Annotated in this window: 13 protein-coding genes; 2 read left to right on the forward strand and 11 right to left on the reverse strand. The window is 62.9% G+C overall.

The window, feature by feature from the left end:
* Positions 1-53: 53 nt before the first annotated feature.
* From serA to glmM, 5 genes are all read right to left on the reverse strand, one after another.
* Positions 54-1,655: a phosphoglycerate dehydrogenase gene (gene serA / locus EN869_RS06085; RefSeq protein ID WP_127225374.1), complete on the reverse strand. Its 1,602-nt coding sequence runs from the start codon at positions 1,653-1,655 to the stop codon at positions 54-56.
* A 64-nt stretch (positions 1,656-1,719) separates the two neighbouring features.
* The gene (locus tag EN869_RS06090) at positions 1,720-2,895 is read right to left on the reverse strand and encodes a phosphoserine transaminase (RefSeq protein WP_127225375.1); all 1,176 of its coding nucleotides are present in this window, start codon (positions 2,893-2,895) and stop codon (positions 1,720-1,722) included.
* Between the two features lie 198 nt (positions 2,896-3,093).
* Positions 3,094-3,876 (reverse strand): outer membrane protein, encoded by a 783-nt coding sequence (locus EN869_RS06095; RefSeq protein ID WP_127225376.1) that lies wholly within the window; start codon positions 3,874-3,876, stop codon positions 3,094-3,096.
* A 202-nt stretch (positions 3,877-4,078) separates the two neighbouring features.
* Positions 4,079-4,924: an outer membrane protein gene (locus tag EN869_RS06100; protein ID WP_127225377.1), complete on the reverse strand. Its 846-nt coding sequence runs from the start codon at positions 4,922-4,924 to the stop codon at positions 4,079-4,081.
* 219 nt (positions 4,925-5,143) lie between these two features.
* Entirely contained in the window at positions 5,144-6,496 is a 1,353-nt protein-coding gene (gene glmM / locus EN869_RS06105) for a phosphoglucosamine mutase (protein WP_127225378.1), read from the reverse strand.
* Between the two features lie 368 nt (positions 6,497-6,864).
* On the opposite strand from glmM, the gene EN869_RS06110 reads away from it, so the two are divergent.
* Both EN869_RS06110 and EN869_RS06115 read left to right on the forward strand, forming a co-directional pair.
* On the forward strand, positions 6,865-7,725 hold the full coding sequence (locus EN869_RS06110; protein WP_127225379.1) for a hypothetical protein: 861 nt from the start codon (positions 6,865-6,867) through the stop codon (positions 7,723-7,725).
* A gap of 238 nt (positions 7,726-7,963) precedes the next feature.
* Positions 7,964-8,422: a hypothetical protein gene (locus EN869_RS06115; RefSeq protein WP_127225380.1), complete on the forward strand. Its 459-nt coding sequence runs from the start codon at positions 7,964-7,966 to the stop codon at positions 8,420-8,422.
* Between the two features lie 293 nt (positions 8,423-8,715).
* Here the strand turns inward: EN869_RS06115 and ftsH are convergent, their stop codons facing one another.
* The 6 genes from ftsH to tolB form a co-directional block, all read right to left on the reverse strand.
* Positions 8,716-10,650, reverse strand: coding sequence for an ATP-dependent zinc metalloprotease FtsH (gene ftsH / locus EN869_RS06120; protein ID WP_127225381.1), 1,935 nt, complete (start codon positions 10,648-10,650; stop codon positions 8,716-8,718).
* Positions 10,651-10,771: 121 nt separating this feature from the next.
* Entirely contained in the window at positions 10,772-12,127 is a 1,356-nt protein-coding gene (tilS, locus tag EN869_RS06125; RefSeq protein WP_245489373.1) for a tRNA lysidine(34) synthetase TilS, read from the reverse strand.
* Complete coding sequence (ybgF, locus tag EN869_RS06130; protein ID WP_127225382.1) at positions 12,121-13,278, reverse strand: tol-pal system protein YbgF; 1,158 nt, start codon at positions 13,276-13,278, stop codon at positions 12,121-12,123. The genes tilS and ybgF overlap by 7 nt, the downstream gene beginning before the upstream one ends.
* Before the next feature lie 218 nt (positions 13,279-13,496).
* Positions 13,497-14,003 (reverse strand): peptidoglycan-associated lipoprotein Pal, encoded by a 507-nt coding sequence (pal, locus tag EN869_RS06135; RefSeq protein WP_127225383.1) that lies wholly within the window; start codon positions 14,001-14,003, stop codon positions 13,497-13,499.
* A gap of 230 nt (positions 14,004-14,233) precedes the next feature.
* Positions 14,234-14,611 carry a four helix bundle protein gene (locus EN869_RS06140; RefSeq protein ID WP_127225384.1) on the reverse strand — a complete coding sequence of 126 codons (378 nt, stop codon included), beginning with the start codon at positions 14,609-14,611 and terminating at the stop codon, positions 14,234-14,236.
* Between the two features lie 60 nt (positions 14,612-14,671).
* Positions 14,672-15,985: a Tol-Pal system beta propeller repeat protein TolB gene (gene tolB / locus EN869_RS06145; RefSeq protein ID WP_127225385.1), complete on the reverse strand. Its 1,314-nt coding sequence runs from the start codon at positions 15,983-15,985 to the stop codon at positions 14,672-14,674.
* Between the last annotated feature and the right edge of the window lie 39 nt (positions 15,986-16,024).

The raw sequence follows: 16,024 nt of genomic DNA on the forward strand, positions 1-16,024 counted from the left end.
GACTTGAACGAATACGCTCCGCCTGCCGGTGCAGGCGGAGCGTATCGGGCTGTTCACTCGGCGCCGACGTCGAAATGCAGCGGCTTGGCCGAGTCGATCGATTGGTGCGCCCGCAGCTGATCGAGCACTTTTTCCGGGAACGGCGCATCGAGATAAAGCAGCGCGATCGCGTCGCCGCCGGGCCGGTTGCGGCCGAGCTGGAAGTTGGCGATGTTGACGCCGTTCTCGCCGCACACAGTGCCGAGCAGGCCGATGATGCCGGGCGCGTCGGCATTGGTCGTATAGAGCATGTGCTGGCCGACCTCGGCGTCAAGATTGATGCCCTTGATCTGGATGAAACGCGGCTTGCCGTCGGAGAAGCAGGTGCCGGCGATCGAGCGCGTCATGTGCTCGGTCTTGACGGTGAGCTTGATATAGCCGTCGAAGACGCCGGATTTGTCGCGCTTGACCTCGGCGACGATGATGCCGCGCTCCTTCACCATGATCGGCGCCGACACCATGTTGACGTCGGAAACCTGCGGCCGGATCAGGCCGGCAAGGGTGGCGCTGACCAGCGCGCGCGTGTTCATCGTCGCGGTCGAGCCGTCGAACAGGATCTCCACCTCCTTGATCGGATCCTCGGTGACCTGGCCGACAAAGGCGCCGAGCACTTCGGCAAGCTTGACGAAGGGCTTCAGCCGCGGCGCCTCTTCGGCGGTGATCGAGGGCATGTTGATGGCGTTGGAGACCGCGCCCTTGATCAGATAATCGCTCATCTGCTCAGCGACCTGCAGCGCGACATTCTCCTGCGCTTCCGTGGTCGAGGCCCCGAGATGCGGGGTGGCCACGACATTTTCCATGCCGAACAGCGGGTTCTGCTCGGCCGGCTCGACCTCGAACACATCGACGCCGGCGCCCGCCACCTTGCCGCTCTTCAGCGCCGCGACAAGGTCGGCTTCGACGACCAGGCCGCCGCGCGCGCAATTGATGATGCGCACGCCGTCCTTCATTTTGGCGATCGCGGCCGCGTCGATGATGTTGCGCGTCTTGTCGGTCAGCGGCGTGTGCAGCGTGATGAAATCGGCGCGGGCGAAGAGCTCGTCGAGCTCGACCTTCTGGACCCCCAGTTCCTCGGCGCGGCTGTCCGAGAGGAACGGGTCGAAGGCGATGACATGCATCTTCAGGCCGACGCCGCGTGTGGCGACGATCGAGCCGATATTGCCGCAGCCGATCACGCCAAGCGTCTTGCTGGTGATCTCGATACCCATGAAGCGGTTCTTTTCCCATTTTCCCGCATGGGTCGAAGCATTGGCTTCCGGTATCTGCCGCGCCAGCGCGAAGATCATCGCCACCGCATGCTCGGCCGTGGTGATCGAATTGCCGAAGGGCGTGTTCATCACGATGATACCCCTGCGGCTTGCCGCCGGGATATCGACATTGTCGACGCCGATACCGGCGCGGCCGACGACCTTGAGCCTGCCCGCGGCGTTGATCAGCTTCTCGGTGACCTTGGTCGCCGAGCGGATGGCAAGGCCGTCATACTGGCCGATCACCTCGAGCAGCTTGTCCTTGTCCTTGCCGAGATCGGGCAGGTAGTCGACCTCGATGCCTCGATCCTTGAAGATCTGCACGGCGGTGGTGGAAAGTTTATCGGAAACGAGAACGCGGGGCGCCATGGCGGCCTCCTTCAAGGGATTGGATGTATCGGGAAATGGTGGCGGCCGGAGGCCGCCACGGATTTCAGGCCGCAGCCTTGAGCGCGGCCTTCTGCGTGACGAAGGCCCAGTCGAGCCAGGGCAGCAACGCTTCGAGATCGCCGGTCTCGACGGTGGCGCCGCACCAGATGCGCAGGCCGGGCGGCGCGTCGCGATAGGAGCCGATGTCGTAGGCGACGCCTTCCTTGTCGAGCGCGGACGCGATCCCCTTGGCGAAGGCTGCCTGCCCGTCGGCATCGAGCGCCGCTACATCCGGATCGGTGAAGGAGAGACAGACGGACGTGTTCGAGCGCGTCGCCGGATCGACGGCGAGGTGGCCGAGCCACGTCGACTTGTCGGTGAACCGGTCGAGCACCGCGGCATTGGCGTCCGCGCGGGCGATGAGCGCCTCGAGCCCACCGATCGACTTTGCCCAAAGGAGCGCATCGAGATAGTCCTCGACGCACAGCATCGACGGCGTGTTGATGGTCTCGCCCTTGAAGATGCCCTCGATCAGCTTGCCGCCCGAGGTCAGGCGGAAGATTTTCGGCAGCGGCCAGGCCGGCTTGTAGGTCTCCAGCCGTTCGACGGCGCGGGGCGACAGGATCAGCATGCCATGCGCGCCCTCGCCGCCCAGCACTTTCTGCCAGGAGAAGGTGACGACATCGAGTTTGTCAAAATCGAGCCGCTGCGCGAAGGCCGCCGAAGTGGCGTCGCAGATGGTCAGGCCCTTGCGGTTCGCGGGAATGAAATCACCGTTCGGCACGCGCACACCAGAGGTGGTGCCGTTCCAGGTGAAGACCACGTCGCGGTCGAAATCGATCTTTGTCAGGTCGGGCAGTTCGCCATAGCCGGCCTCGAAGCGGCGCACGTCGGCGAGCTTGAGCTGCTTGACCACATCCGTCACCCAGCCGGAGCCGAAGCTCTCCCAGGCGACCATGTCGACGCCGCGCTCGCCGAGCAGCGACCACATCGCCATCTCGACCGCGCCGGTGTCCGACGCCGGCACGATGCCGATCCGATAATCCGCTGGCACCTTGAGGATCTCGCGCGTCATCGCGATCGCCTGTTCGAGCTTGCTCTTGCCGATCTTTGCGCGATGGGAGCGGCCGAGCGCGGCCTTCGAGAGCGCCTCGGCCGACCAGCCGGGGCGTTTTGCGCAGGGACCTGAGGAGAAATTGGGGTTTGCCGGACGGAGTCCGGGCTTGGTAGCTGTCGTCATCGTGGTCTATCCTTCCAGATAGTGGCCCCTCGTTGGGGAGGGGTGGCCCACGGACGGCGATATGCGTTTAGGCTTTCGGCGTCAAGAGCAAAGTTTCTGTCGCTGTCAGGATATTCCCTGGTCCAGCGGCTCCAGCCCGAAATGAAAACGGCGGACCCAAAGCGCCCGCCGTCGGCATTTCCTGGTCTGCTGCTCCGCTTACCAAAGGTCGTAGCGCAGGCCGAGCTTGACCTGGTGGTTGCTGATGCCTTTGCGAACCGGATAGGAGGTCAGGCTCGCGGCGGTCACATATTCCGCATTTGGCGCGGAGAAATACTGATAGCCGAGATCGATCAGAACATTCTTGCTCACCTGATAGGCAAGGCCTGCATTCAGCGTATAGGCGAGCGAGTATTTGGACTTGTTGTCCTCCACGGTGAAACTGTTGGCGGGGACATTGTTGTCGGTGTAGATCGCCGAAAGCTTGCGCGTGCTGCGCACGACACCGATACCGGCACCGATATAAGGCGTGATCCCGACATAGGTGCCGAGATCGACATAGCCGTTGAGCATGCCGGAAACGGCATAATTCTTCAGCGACGCCGAACCCGAGGTCGACAATGTCGGCGGCGTTACGACCGCCTCATCATCATAGCTGAGGTTGACCTTGTTGCCGGGCAGATAGCCGAGGTTGAGGTCGGCGCGCAGGTAATCGTTGAAATGATATCCGAAGCCGATGCTTGCGAAATAGGCGTCTTGGCTCTCGCTGAAGCTTTCGTCGTTGATTGTTGACGGGAAAGTAAAATCCCCATTTTTGAAGCTCTTCTGCGGCAGATAGGAAACGTCGCCGCGCAGATACCAGCCCGAGCCGACTTCGACCGGCTGGTAGTCCGGCGCCTGGTCGACATAGATCGGCGGATCGTAGTCGGCCGCGAGCGCCGGCGTCATCGGCAACAGGATGGCTGCGGCAAGCGCTGACACGGTGCGCAATCTGGATATCATGGTCCCCGGCTCCCGACATTGGCACCAGCCGCGAATGCGGGCGCCGTTTCAAGGAGCCATTGTTAACCATAGTGGTTAAGTGGCGGTTAAGGATAACAGCCAGTTACCGAATTGATTTCGATCGATATTTACCAGCATTGCATAAACGAAAGCCGCCCGGCTGACGCCGGGCGGCTTTGAATTCCAGGATCTGGGGACGCGATTACTTAGTGTAGATCGGTTCCGGCGGGACGTAGGGTTCCGGCGGCGGAGCGCAGTCGGACTGGCCGCCGAACTGGTAACGAAGGCCGCCACGCACTTCATGCACGTTGATGCCGCGGTCGTAGCCGGGGCCGACGTTGCTGTCCGAGGCATATTCGAACATCTTGCCGCCGTTGATGTGGCTGTAGCGGTAGCCGACGTCCAGCTTGACGCGGTCCGTCAGGCAGTAGGAGGCGCCGGCCATTAGCGCATAGGCGAAGCGCCAGCCCTTGCCGCCCTGATGGAAGAAGTCGCCGTCGGCGTCGCTGTTGTGAAGCGTGTCCCACTTGACCCAGGCACCGCCGATACCAGCGCCGACATAAGGCGTCACGCCATGCCAAGTGCCGATGTCGACGTAGGCGTTGGCCAGCAGCAGCAGCGCGGAGTAGGACGAGGTGTCGCTTGATACGCAAGGCGTGTTGGGAGCGGGCGTGTTACAGAAGCCGCTGGTCGAGCCGTGGAAGTTCGAGCTGAACAGATAGTCGCCCGTCAAATCCGTGCGGAAGTGGTCGTCGATCTGGTAACCGATACCGGCGCCAGCAGAGAAAGCGCCCTTTAGGTCACCGGTGGCAAAGCTGCCCTGGACCTGAGGCGCGGCACCATAGGTGATGTAGTCGCCGCCGCTGAAGCGGGACCAGTGATAGTCTATATCACCGCGGATATACCAGCCGCCGATCTCGATCGGCTGCTCGACGACCGGCGGCGGAGCCTCTTCGACCTGCGGTTCGGGGAGGTCGGCCGCGAAGAGCGGTCCGGCCAAGCCCGCGAACAGCACGGCAAGCAATGCCATTCTTGCTGTCTTGAACATTCTGTCACCCCTAAGAAGCCTCGGGACGACACCCGCCCGAAGTGATTGACCTCGGGTTTGGATAATGAATTGCAAAGGTTAAAAGCCGTTTAACCGTACCGATTAACCACGAATCTATACAATTTTAGATGGTAGACCGTTGTCCGGGGTCGCTACGGGCGCACGAAAAAGCCCGCCGGGCGGCGGACTTGCGAATTCTGAGGAACTGCGCGACCGGGTTCAGGCGGCGCTGCGGGTTTCCTGAAGGATGCCAACGATCTCGTTGACGACCGCCTCGACCAGCTGCGGATCGTCGCCCTCGGCCATGACGCGGATGAGCGGCTCCGTGCCGGAGGGCCGGATGACGAGGCGGCCGGACTTGCCGAGCCGGTTGCGCCCTGCTTCGATCGCCGCCTTGACCGGCGCTTCCTCAAGCGGCTTGCCGCCGGAGATGCGGACATTCTTCAACAGCTGCGGCACCGGCTCGAACTTCTTCGACAGCTCGCTGACCGGGCGGTTCTGCCGCTTGATGCAGGCCAGCACTTGCAGCGCCGAGACCAGGCCGTCGCCGGTGGTCGAGAAATCGGAAAGCACGATATGGCCGGACTGCTCGCCGCCGACATTCAAGCCATGCGCGCGCATATGCTCCACGACATAGCGGTCGCCGACCTTGGTGCGGTGGAGCTGCAGCTTCATATCGCCGAGGAAGCGCTCCAGGCCGAGATTGGACATCACGGTGGAGACGACGCCGCCGCCGGCCAGCCGTCCGCTCTGGTGCCAGGATTCGGCGATCAGCGCCATGATCTGGTCGCCATCGACGATGGCGCCGTTCTCGTCGACGATGACGACGCGGTCGGCGTCGCCGTCGAGCGCGATGCCGATGTCGGCGCGTACCTCATGCACCTTCTTCTGCAGGCCGGCCGGATGGGTCGAACCGCATTCCTTGTTGATGTTGAAGCCGTTCGGCTCGACATTGATGGCAATGACCTCGGCGCCCAGTTCCCAAAGAGCCGCGGGCGCCACCTTGTAGGCGGCGCCGTTGGCGCAATCGACGACGATCCTGAGACCCGACAGCGACATCGAGCGCGGCAGCGTGCGCTTGGCGAATTCGATATAGCGGTCATGCACGCCGTCGACGCGCTTGGCGCGGCCGAGCCCGTCGGAATCGGCGAGCGCCAGCTCGATGTCCTTATCGAGCATGCCTTCGATGCGCTCTTCGATCTCGTCGGAAAGCTTGTAGCCGTCGGGCCCGAACAGCTTGATGCCGTTGTCGTAATAAGGATTGTGCGAGGCCGAGATCATCACGCCGATATCGGCGCGCAACGAGCGCACCAGCATCGCGACGGCCGGTGTCGGGATCGGTCCGAGCAGGAAGACGTCCATGCCGGCGGCGCACAGGCCCGCCACCATGGCGTTCTCGATCATGTAACCGGAAAGCCGCGTGTCCTTGCCGAGCACGACGCGATGACGGTGATTGCCGCGCTGGAAGGAAAGCCCGGCGGCCATGCCGACGCGCATGGCGACCTCGGCCGTCATCGGAAATTTGTTGGCGCGTCCGCGGATACCGTCCGTGCCGAAATACTGACCTGCCATGTCCCTTACAGTCCCCGTCGGATTTTCAGCCGCCCGTAATGCCACAATTGGGTCGCATCCGATCATCAAATTTCATGATTGTATATTACCAATCCTTAGAAAATCATTTTCGTGGGCGATGCAAGTGATCCGACAGCCCATCACCACCTTTGACTTGGCGGCGCTAAACCTGCTTGCGCAAGGCTTTTCGACGCCCCATCCACCGGCAAAGCTTGGCTGCCGGCAAACCCGCAAGCAATTCATCACCTTGTCGGGAGCAACACACTTTGTGAGGACGTCCACGCTCGAAGCATCTGGCGCAGCCAGAGATTGAGCGTTATTGATTTGGTATAGGGACACCTATTGGCGGCAGCAAGGGAGAAAACGCCATGCTTATTCATAGACTTGCAACATTGACGGGCCTCGCCGTCGCAGCCTTTTTCGTGGCGGCGCCGGCCAACGCGCTGACCATGGCCGAGTGCAGCACCAAGTATAACGCGGCCAAGGATGCGGGAACGCTCGCCGGCCAGACCTGGAACCAGTTCCGCAAGGCCCAGTGCGGCACCGATGCCGCGGCCGCCACGACCACGACCAAGGCAACCGACACCAAGGCGGCTGAAACCAAGCCCGCCAAGAAGGCCAAGGAAGCCACCGCCGCCGCGGCCGGCAGCTCGGCCAAGGGCCTGACGGCCAAGGAATGCAGCGCCAAGTACCAGGCTGCGAAAGCCGCCGGCACGCTAAACGGCATGAAGTGGAACGACTTCCGCAAGAGCGAGTGCGCCGCTGGCGCCACTGCCGCTGCCGCGACCGATACCAAGCCGGCCAAAACGACCGCAGCAGCTGCCACGACCGCCACTCCGGCTGCCGGCGGCAAAGGCCTGACCATGGCCGAATGCAGCACCAAGTACCAGGCTGCCAAGACCGCCAATAAGCTCAACGGCATGAAGTGGAACGACTTCCGCAAGGCCGAGTGCGGCGCCGGCGCTGCCGACGACGACACCGTGCCGGCTCCGACGGAAGCCACCTACACCAGCGAGCCTGAGAAGCCGAGCGTCGCCGCGCCGAAGGGCGTGAGCTTCCCGAAGGCGATTTCGCCGAAGTTCGCCACCGAGACCCCGGCCAAGGGCCGCATGCATACCTGCCTCGAGCAGTACTATGCCAACAAGGACGCCAACACGCTGAACGGCCTGAAGTGGATCCAGAAGGGCGGCGGCTTCTATAGCCTCTGCAACGCCAAGCTGAAGAGCTGATCGCCTAATTATTCGAAGAGAAAAGGCCCGCGCATCGCAAGATGCGCGGGCTTTTTGTTGCCCGCGAAGACGCCGGCAGCCTTGCTCGCATCTGCATATCGCAGGACTGTCGGCATCATCGATTCGCCCACACTGCCCACCGCCAGGCTTGTCGGTATTCGCAAAGATTCCAGTTGAACATATAGGGAACAAACAGTATACAAAAGGCGTCGAACTTATTATCAATCAGGAGGGTCTTATGTTCAGTTGGAAATTGGCGGCGTTGGCTGTGACGGCACTGGTCGCTTGGAGCGCCTCACCTGCGAGCGCGCTGACGATGAAGGAATGCGGCGAGACCTATCGGGCAGCCAAGGAAGGCGGCACTCTGAACGGCATGGATTGGAACGCTTTTCGCAAGGAGAAATGCGCGACGTCCGCGGCGGATAGTGTCAGCGCGGATTCGGTCCAAACCGCGGAGCAGCAGAAAAAGGACACCAGCGCGGCGGTCACCCCTACTGTAGCGCCGGCAGGCGTGACATTCCCGACCACCCTCGCGGTCGAGTTCAAGACCGAAAAACCCGCGAAGGCCCGGATGAAGACCTGTCTGCAGGGTTACCACGACAACAAGGAGGCGGGTACGTTGAACGGCCTTCGCTGGATCCAGAAGGGCGGCGGTTACTACAGCCTTTGCAATGCGCGGCTGAAAGCTGAATCATAAAAATCGATACGGCGGATAAAGCCGTTCACCGTTTTTCCCGCGGACGTTGAGCCATCATCCTTGGGCGCGTCCAAGGATCGCTGTCGGGCGATAATTCCAGGAAAAGTGTGAGCGGTTTTCCGTCCGGAATTGCGCAAAAACAAAAGGATAGAGCGGTTCGCCGTTTCCGTGAAACGGTGAAACACTCTGGGCGCCGGGACGAGGGAAGCCTTGCTTTGTCTCTCCAATTCCCAAACAAAAACGCCGCGGACCAAGCCGCGGCGCTTCTCGATCAGTCTTTTCGCACACCGAGCTCAGCTTGACGGCTGCGGCTCCATGCCGCCTTCGGGCTCGGGACCCTTCTTGCGGCGGCCGCCGGTGCCGGCCTTCGGTACGGCCGAGCCACGGCTGGGCGGCGTATCGTCGCCGAGGTCGCGGGCGGGTTTGTTGCCCGCGATCAGCTGCTTGATCTCGTCGCCGGAGAGCGTCTCGTATTCGAGCAGTCCCTCGGCCAGCGCGATCCATTCCTTCTTCTTCTTGGTCAGGATGGCCTTGGCGGTCGAATAGGCATCGTCAATCAGCCGCCGCACTTCGGCGTCGATGATCTGCGCCGTCTCTTCCGAGATGTTTTGCGTGCGGGCCACCGAATGGCCGAGGAAAACCTCCTCCTGGTTGTCGCCATAGGCGACATGGCCAAGCTTGTCGGAGAAACCCCAGCGCGTCACCATGGCGCGCGCCAGCTTGGTCGCCTGCTCGATGTCGGAGGAGGCGCCGGAGGTGATGTTCTCCTTGCCGAACTTGAACTCCTCGGCGACACGGCCGCCCATCATGATCGCAAGCCGCGAGATCATGTATTTGTAGCTCATCGAATAGCGGTCGCCTTCCGGCAGCTGCATGACCATGCCGAGCGCGCGGCCGCGCGGGATGATGGTCGCCTTGTGCAGCGGATCGGCCGTCGGCACGTTGAGCGCCAGGATGGCATGGCCGGCCTCGTGATAGGCGGTCAGCTCCTTCTCGGCCTGCGTCATCGCCGACGAGCGGCGCTCCGCGCCCATCATGATCTTGTCCTTGGCGTCCTCGAACTCGGCCATGGTGACGAGCCGCTTGTTGCGGCGCGCCGCCATCAGCGCGGATTCGTTGACGAGGTTCATCAGGTCGGCGCCGGAGAAGCCGGGCGTGCCGCGCGCGATGACCTTGAGGTCGACATTGGGAGCCAGCGGCACGTTGCGCACATGCACCTTGAGGATCTTCTCACGGCCGACGATGTCGGGGTTCGGCACCACGACCTGGCGGTCGAAACGGCCGGGCCGCAGCAGCGCCGGGTCGAGCACGTCGGGCCGGTTGGTGGCGGCGATCAGGATGATCGACTCGTTGGACTCGAAACCGTCCATCTCGACCAGCAACTGGTTCAGCGTCTGCTCGCGCTCGTCATTGCCGCCGCCGAGGCCGGCGCCGCGATGACGGCCGACCGCGTCGATTTCGTCGATGAAGATGATGCAGGGCGCGTTCTTCTTGGCCTGGTCGAACATGTCACGCACGCGGCTTGCGCCGACGCCGACGAACATCTCGACGAAGTCCGAGCCGGAAATGGTGAAGAACGGCACATTGGCCTCGCCGGCGACCGAGCGGGCCAGCAGCGTCTTGCCGGTGCCGGGCGGGCCGACCAGCAGCACGCCGCGCGGAATCTTGCCGCCGAGGCGCTGGAACTTCTGCGGATCGCGCAGGAATTCGACGATCTCCTCGAGGTCTTCCTTGGCCTCGTCGACGCCCGCGACATCCTGGAAGGTGACGCGGCCATGCGCCTCGGTGAGCAGCTTGGCCTTCGACTTGCCGAAGCCCATGGCGCGGCCCGAGCCCGATTGCATCTGGCGCATGAAGAATATCCACACGCCGAGGATCAGGATCATCGGCAGCCACGAAATCAGATAGCCGAACAGCGAGTTGGAGCCGTCGGTCTCGGGCTTGGCGGTGATGGTGACGTTCTTGTCCTGCAGTCTGGAGACCAGCGACGGGTCGCCCGGCGAATAGGTCTGGAAGCCGTTGGCGTTGTCCGTGTAGTTGCCGAAGACGCGGGCGCCGGCAATGGTCACGCTTTTGACCCGGCCCGAGGCGACGTCCTGCAGGAACTGCGAATAGGGGATATCCGTCGTTGCACCGCGCGTCTGGGGCGTCTGGAAAAGATTAAACAGGGCTATGAGCAGGACCGCTATGATCGCCCAGAGCGCAAGGTTGCGGTAATTCGGATTCATCTATTGTCCCGTTGGCGTCCGCGCGCGGACCCGCGATGATGGAGAAGCTGTGCCTAACATAGGGAGAGCGTTCCCCCTTGCCAAGCAGAACAGCACGTATCGGTTAAGCTTTCGCCCACCCTCAACCACCATCATGGCGGCGGAATGGCGGCGCGACGGGCGGCGGCGCGCCGACGAGCACCGCGACAGCGGTGGCTGGTTCCAGGTCGAAGGAGGGCAGGAAGCGCGCGAAAGGGGCCACCGCCGGAGCGATCGAGACCGGTTGCGAGCCGGCACTGCCGCCAGCAAAATCAAGGCGTTCGGCGCCGGACCACAGCGAGGGTTCCGTGGCAAGTGCGGCGCGTGAAAGGCTTGCTGGAACAGCATCGCTCACCGGCGCTTGCCTGGCGGCGGCCCCCAGCGGCGCGATCACCAAACCGCCCCGTCTGTCGTTCAAAGTGATGCGCCGCCGGTTATCCCAAAGCCCGTTATCCGCTGGCAGAGCGGGGGCGGGCAGGTTGCGGTTCTCGCGGCGAAGGAAAATGCCCGCCCGGCGCGCGTCGATCGCCGTCCGCGACAATGTGGCGCGAAGCGAAGCCTCCCGCAGGCGAGCAAGCAGCACGGCACAGCGCGCTTCGTCGGGCAGGAACGCCGTGCCGCCGATTGTGGCCAGCAGGATGCGCAGCGCGTAGACGGCCGCCTTCTCGTCCCCATGCGCGGCAAAATCGCAGTCGAGGCGGATGAGGCCCGGAACCGGCCTGCTGGCAAAAGCCTCGATCAGCACGGAGGCACGATGCCCGAGGTCCTCGCGTTCGAGAGCAGCCTGCCCAGCCCTTGCCAGCGCTTCCGCGATACGCCGCTCTCCATCGCGCAGCGCCAGCGCCGCGCGCATACGCGGCCGCTCGAAATGGGCATCGACATTGGTCGGATCCTCGATCCAGCCGATGTCGCGACGCCGCAGCATGTCGCGCAGGACCGCGCGCCGTGTGCCGAGCAGCGGCCGGGCGATCCATGTCCGCCAGTCGTAAAGCGTGGCCGGCGCCATGCCGGCAAGACCGCGTCCGTCATCGTCGCGCGCCTGCCGCATCAGCACCGTCTCGGCCTGGTCGTCGGCGGTGTGGCCGGTCAGGACTAGCTTTGTGCCTTCCGCATAGGCCGCCTCGGCAAGCAGATTGTAGCGCGCCGCGCGCGCCGCGGCCGGCAGCCCGGTTAGGGGCTTGTCGCCGCTCCAGGCAAGAATGCGATGCGCAATGCCGCGCTCGGCACAGAAATCGGCAACCAGCCGCGCCTCAATGGCCGAGTCCGGCCTCAAGCCATGATCGACCGTCACCGCAAGCAGCCTGGCGGCGGGCGCGGTCCGGTCGAGGTGATCTTTGAGAAGGAGGAGAAGGGCGGTCGAGTCGCTGCCGCCGGACACGGCCGCAACAGCGCCGGTCGAAAAGTCTAGGTCACGGAAAAGGCGGTCTGAAAGATCGGATTTGGTATCGGGCGTCAGCACGCCGCCAGAGCCTTTTCCTGCTTGATGCGTTCCTTGAGCGTGATGGAGACATCGGGATAGCGCTTGCCGATTTCATTGAAGGTGGCGCAAGCGACGTCGTTCTGCTTCAGGCCGACCAGTGAAACGCCGAGCTTGAGCAGCATGTCGGGCGCCTTCTTGGCCTTCGGATAATCCTTGCTGGCGGCAAGGAAGACCTCGGCCGCGTCGCGGTATTTCTGCTGCCCGAGCAGCGACTCGCCGAGCCAATAATGCGCGTCCGACGCCTTGGCGTCCTTGGGGAAGCGGGAGATATGATCGCGAAAACCCTGTTCGGCGGTCGGATAATCGCCCGACAGGATGAACTGGTAGGAGTTGCGGTAGAGCTCGTCGGGATCGTTGGTCGACGGCAGGGCCGCGACTTCGGTGCCGCCGGCCTTGTTCTTCTTGGCCGGTGTCTCGGCGGAGGGAGCGCTTGCCGTGGCCGTGGGCGCTTGCGCCGGCGCGCTGGGCTGCGGATTGCTCTCGGCATTCACGACGTTGCCGTTCTTGTCGACGGTGATGGTGCCGAAATTCTTCGGCGGCGCGCCAGTAATCAACTTGCCGGGGTCGCCGGTCTGCGATTCCACGATGACGTCGCCGACGCTCTTGCCGCTGCTGGTGTCGGCCGGCGCCTTCGGCGCCGGGGCCTGGGCGACGCTGTTGTCGGTTCCGGCGTCGCCGGTTCCGGATTGACCGGTGCCGGCATCGCCGAGATTGGTGTTGCCCTCGCTGCTATTCCCGCCTTGGGGCGTGGCTTCCGATTTCTTCTGCCCGGCCGGCTTGGCGCCGCCCTGCGAGCCGCCCTCGAGCTGCTGGAAGCGGAATTCATTGTCTTCCTGCTGCTTGCGGATCTGTTCCTGCATCTGCAGGATCTGGAAATTCATCTCCTCGATCTTACCGTTCAGCTGGCGCAGCTGATCTTCCAGACCGGTCACGCCGCCGCTGCTATCCTGCTGCGCGACCTGCGCCTGTTCAGGCTTCTTCTTGTCGCCGAAGATGCCGAGCGTCGGCAGATGGAAGGTGAATCCGCTGCCGGAAGACTGCCCGGCGCTGTCGGCCGGCGCGGCGAGGCTTGGGAGGCTTGATACGAGCAGCAGCGCAAGCGTGCCGCTCAGGACCGTTCTAAAATGCATTCTGTCTCTCGCGGTGGGTGTTGGCCTGATGCGCCTTTCCAAATCAAAACAGGGGGAGGAAGCGCCCTCGCGCTCATAGCAGGACGCGAGACTTCGGCCAAATTTTGTTTCGGGGTGTTGCAAATGAAAAAGGCGGCCCGAAGGCCGCCTTTCATGTCCGGGATGTTGTATTTTTGTCGCCCGCGGTCTGCCTGAACCGACGCCGCGGCGGCCAGGCCCTAGGAACCGGCGCCCGACAGCGTGGTGACGGCGCGGCGATTCTGCGACCAGCAGGAGATGTCGTCGCAGACGGCGACCGGACGTTCCTTGCCGTACGAGATCGTCTTCAGGCGATTGGCGGCGACACCCTTGGAGACCAGGAAGTCGCGGGTGGCGGCGGCGCGGCGGGCGCCCAGCGCCAGATTGTATTCGCGCGTGCCGCGCTCGTCGGCATGGCCTTCGATAACGATGGCGTACTGGCGATACTGGTTAAGCCACTGCGCCTGACGCGCCAGCGTGGTCTGCGCGTCGGCGCGGATCGACGACGAGTCGGTGTCGAAGAAGATGCGGTCGCCGATGTTGACGGTGAAGTCCTGCGCCGAACCGGGCGTCGCGGCGCCGGCGCCGTTGAGGCCGAGATCGGCCGGGCTGTTCGGGGTCTTCTTCGAGGCGCAGCCGGTGATGGCAAGCGCTGCCACAAGCGCGATCATGGCCGGGTTTCGAGTAAGTGCTGCGATACGGCCCATGCCGCCTCTCCTTCGCATTCGAGTGATTTCGTTGATCACCCAGTAACCACGTTTGGGTTAACCGGCATTCAAGAAACACGGTTAATTTTTGGTTTCGAGCCGCCGTCCTCGGCCGTTTTTGCCGGGCTCACATTGCGCGGGGACCGTAGGCGGAAATGCGGCCAAAAGGCGACCAGCCTGTGAAAAAGAGGAATTGAAGAATTGGAGAATTGAGGAATTGAAGAAAAAGCTCACTTCAGCCTCTCCCGCAAATTCACCAGCATTCCATAGATATGGACATAGGCCTGCAGCCATTCGTCGCGCTGCGCTTGTGCGATGTAGCCAAGATCGAACGCGTAAGAAATCCACGTTTCAACTTCGCTGCAGGATCCCATAGCCATCGAAATGAACCGTGCGAATTCAGGCCTGGAGTGCGTCTGCTTGGCGAAGCCCTCCGCCAGATTGGCGCAGATCGCCTTGCTGGACCGACGCATTTGGTCCGCCAGCGCGTATTGCTCGATTTTGGGAAAAACGAGCGTGCCTCTATGGACGTCAAGGGAAACTGCATAAGCACGCCTATAGACTTCCAAATCCTTCGCGCGCTTGATGTAGCTGCCCTCTTTCTCCATTCTTCAATTCTTCAATTCTTCAATTCATCAGTTCTTCAATTCCTCTCCTGCCCCCGCCCCTCACTCCAGCAACGGCGACCACGCCGGATCCGAGGCATAGTTCGCGGTCGGAATCGGTTGCTCGTTGCGGCCGGTGAGATCGACCGAGACCAGCTTCGGTCCACCGCCCGAGTCGCGGAAGAACATCAGCACGCGGCCGTTCGGCGCCCAGGTTGGGCCTTCCTGCTGGAAGCCGGAGGACAGGATGCGCTCGCCCGAACCGTCCGTCTTCATGACGCCGATCTGGAACTCGCCGCCGCTCTGCTTGGTGAAGGCGATCAAGTCGCCGCGCGGCGACCAGACCGGCGTCGAATAGACGCCGTCGCCGAAGGAGATGCGGTGCGGGTTCGAGCCGTCGCCACCCATGACGTAGATCTGCGAGCGGCCGCTGCCGCCGCCGCGGTCGGAGGTGAAGACGACCTGCGAGCCGTCCGGCGAATAGGACGGCGAGGTGTCGATCGCGGTCGAATCCGTCAACCGCGTGGTCGAGCGGCTTCTCAGATCCATGGCGAAGATGTTGGAATTGCCGTCATCGCGCAGCAGGCTCATGATCACCTTCTGGCCATCGGGCGAAAAGCGCGGCGCGAACGTCATGCCGGGGAAGTTGCCGACCAGCTCGCGCTGTCCGGTCTCGATCTGCAGGAGATACACCTTCGGCTGTCCGCTCTCATAGGACATGTAGGTGATTTCCTGCCGGTTCGGCGAGAAGCGCGGCGTCAGCACGATGGCGCGGCCGTCGGACAGATAGCGCACATTGGCGCCGTCCTGGTCCATGATGGCAAGGCGCTTCTTGCGCGCGTTCTTGGCGCCGGATTCGTCGACGAAGACCACGCGCGTGTCGAAATAGCCTTTCTCGCCAGTGATCTTCTCGTAGATCGCATCGGCAATGATATGCGCGACACGGCGCTGATTGGCGTCGTTGGCGAAAAACTGCTCACCGGCCAGCTGCGTGTTGCCGAAAATATCCCACAGCCGGTACTGCGCGCGGATGCGGCCATCCGCTTCCTTGCTGACGCTGCCGGTCACCAGCGCCTGTGCGTTGATGACCTTCCAGTCGTCGAAGCGCGGCTGGGCATCCGGATTGGTAATCTTTTCGACAAAGGCTGCCTTGTCGATCGGCGCGAACAGCCCGGACCGTTTCAGATCGGCTGTTACGATTTCCGATATCTGTGGCCCAAGTCCTCCTTGAAAATCGGGGATGGCGATCGGCATCGGCTCGACATTGCCTTTGTTGACGTTGAGCTCGAGGGTCGCCCGAGCAGGCAAGGTGACCACTGCATTTATGCCCATCGCCATCGCGGCGACCATCAGGAGCGGCTTGAGGATGAATTTCATGTCTTCTCGCTTCTCTTGCTGATTTCTCGGACGCTCAGG

Source organism: Mesorhizobium sp. M2D.F.Ca.ET.226.01.1.1, from assembly GCF_004022705.2.
Classification (GTDB): Bacteria; Pseudomonadota; Alphaproteobacteria; order Rhizobiales; family Rhizobiaceae; genus Mesorhizobium.

Bases quoted from the DNA above. Each gene is read 5' to 3' on its own strand.
- glmM (WP_127225378.1), bottom strand. From the start codon at position 6,496: ATGGCAGGTCAGTATTTCGGCACGGACGGTATCCGCGGACGCGCCAAC.
- ybgF (WP_127225382.1), bottom strand. From the start codon at position 13,278: ATGCATTTTAGAACGGTCCTGAGCGGCACGCTTGCGCTGCTGCTCGTA.
- EN869_RS06115 (WP_127225380.1), top strand. From the start codon at position 7,964: ATGTTCAGTTGGAAATTGGCGGCGTTGGCTGTGACGGCACTGGTCGCT.
- EN869_RS06095 (WP_127225376.1), bottom strand. From the start codon at position 3,876: ATGATATCCAGATTGCGCACCGTGTCAGCGCTTGCCGCAGCCATCCTG.
- EN869_RS06090 (WP_127225375.1), bottom strand. From the start codon at position 2,895: ATGACGACAGCTACCAAGCCCGGACTCCGTCCGGCAAACCCCAATTTC.
- EN869_RS06110 (WP_127225379.1), top strand. From the start codon at position 6,865: ATGCTTATTCATAGACTTGCAACATTGACGGGCCTCGCCGTCGCAGCC.
- pal (WP_127225383.1), bottom strand. From the start codon at position 14,003: ATGGGCCGTATCGCAGCACTTACTCGAAACCCGGCCATGATCGCGCTT.
- serA (WP_127225374.1), bottom strand. From the start codon at position 1,655: ATGGCGCCCCGCGTTCTCGTTTCCGATAAACTTTCCACCACCGCCGTG.
- EN869_RS06100 (WP_127225377.1), bottom strand. From the start codon at position 4,924: ATGTTCAAGACAGCAAGAATGGCATTGCTTGCCGTGCTGTTCGCGGGC.
- ftsH (WP_127225381.1), bottom strand. From the start codon at position 10,650: ATGAATCCGAATTACCGCAACCTTGCGCTCTGGGCGATCATAGCGGTC.
- EN869_RS06140 (WP_127225384.1), bottom strand. From the start codon at position 14,611: ATGGAGAAAGAGGGCAGCTACATCAAGCGCGCGAAGGATTTGGAAGTC.
- tolB (WP_127225385.1), bottom strand. From the start codon at position 15,985: ATGAAATTCATCCTCAAGCCGCTCCTGATGGTCGCCGCGATGGCGATG.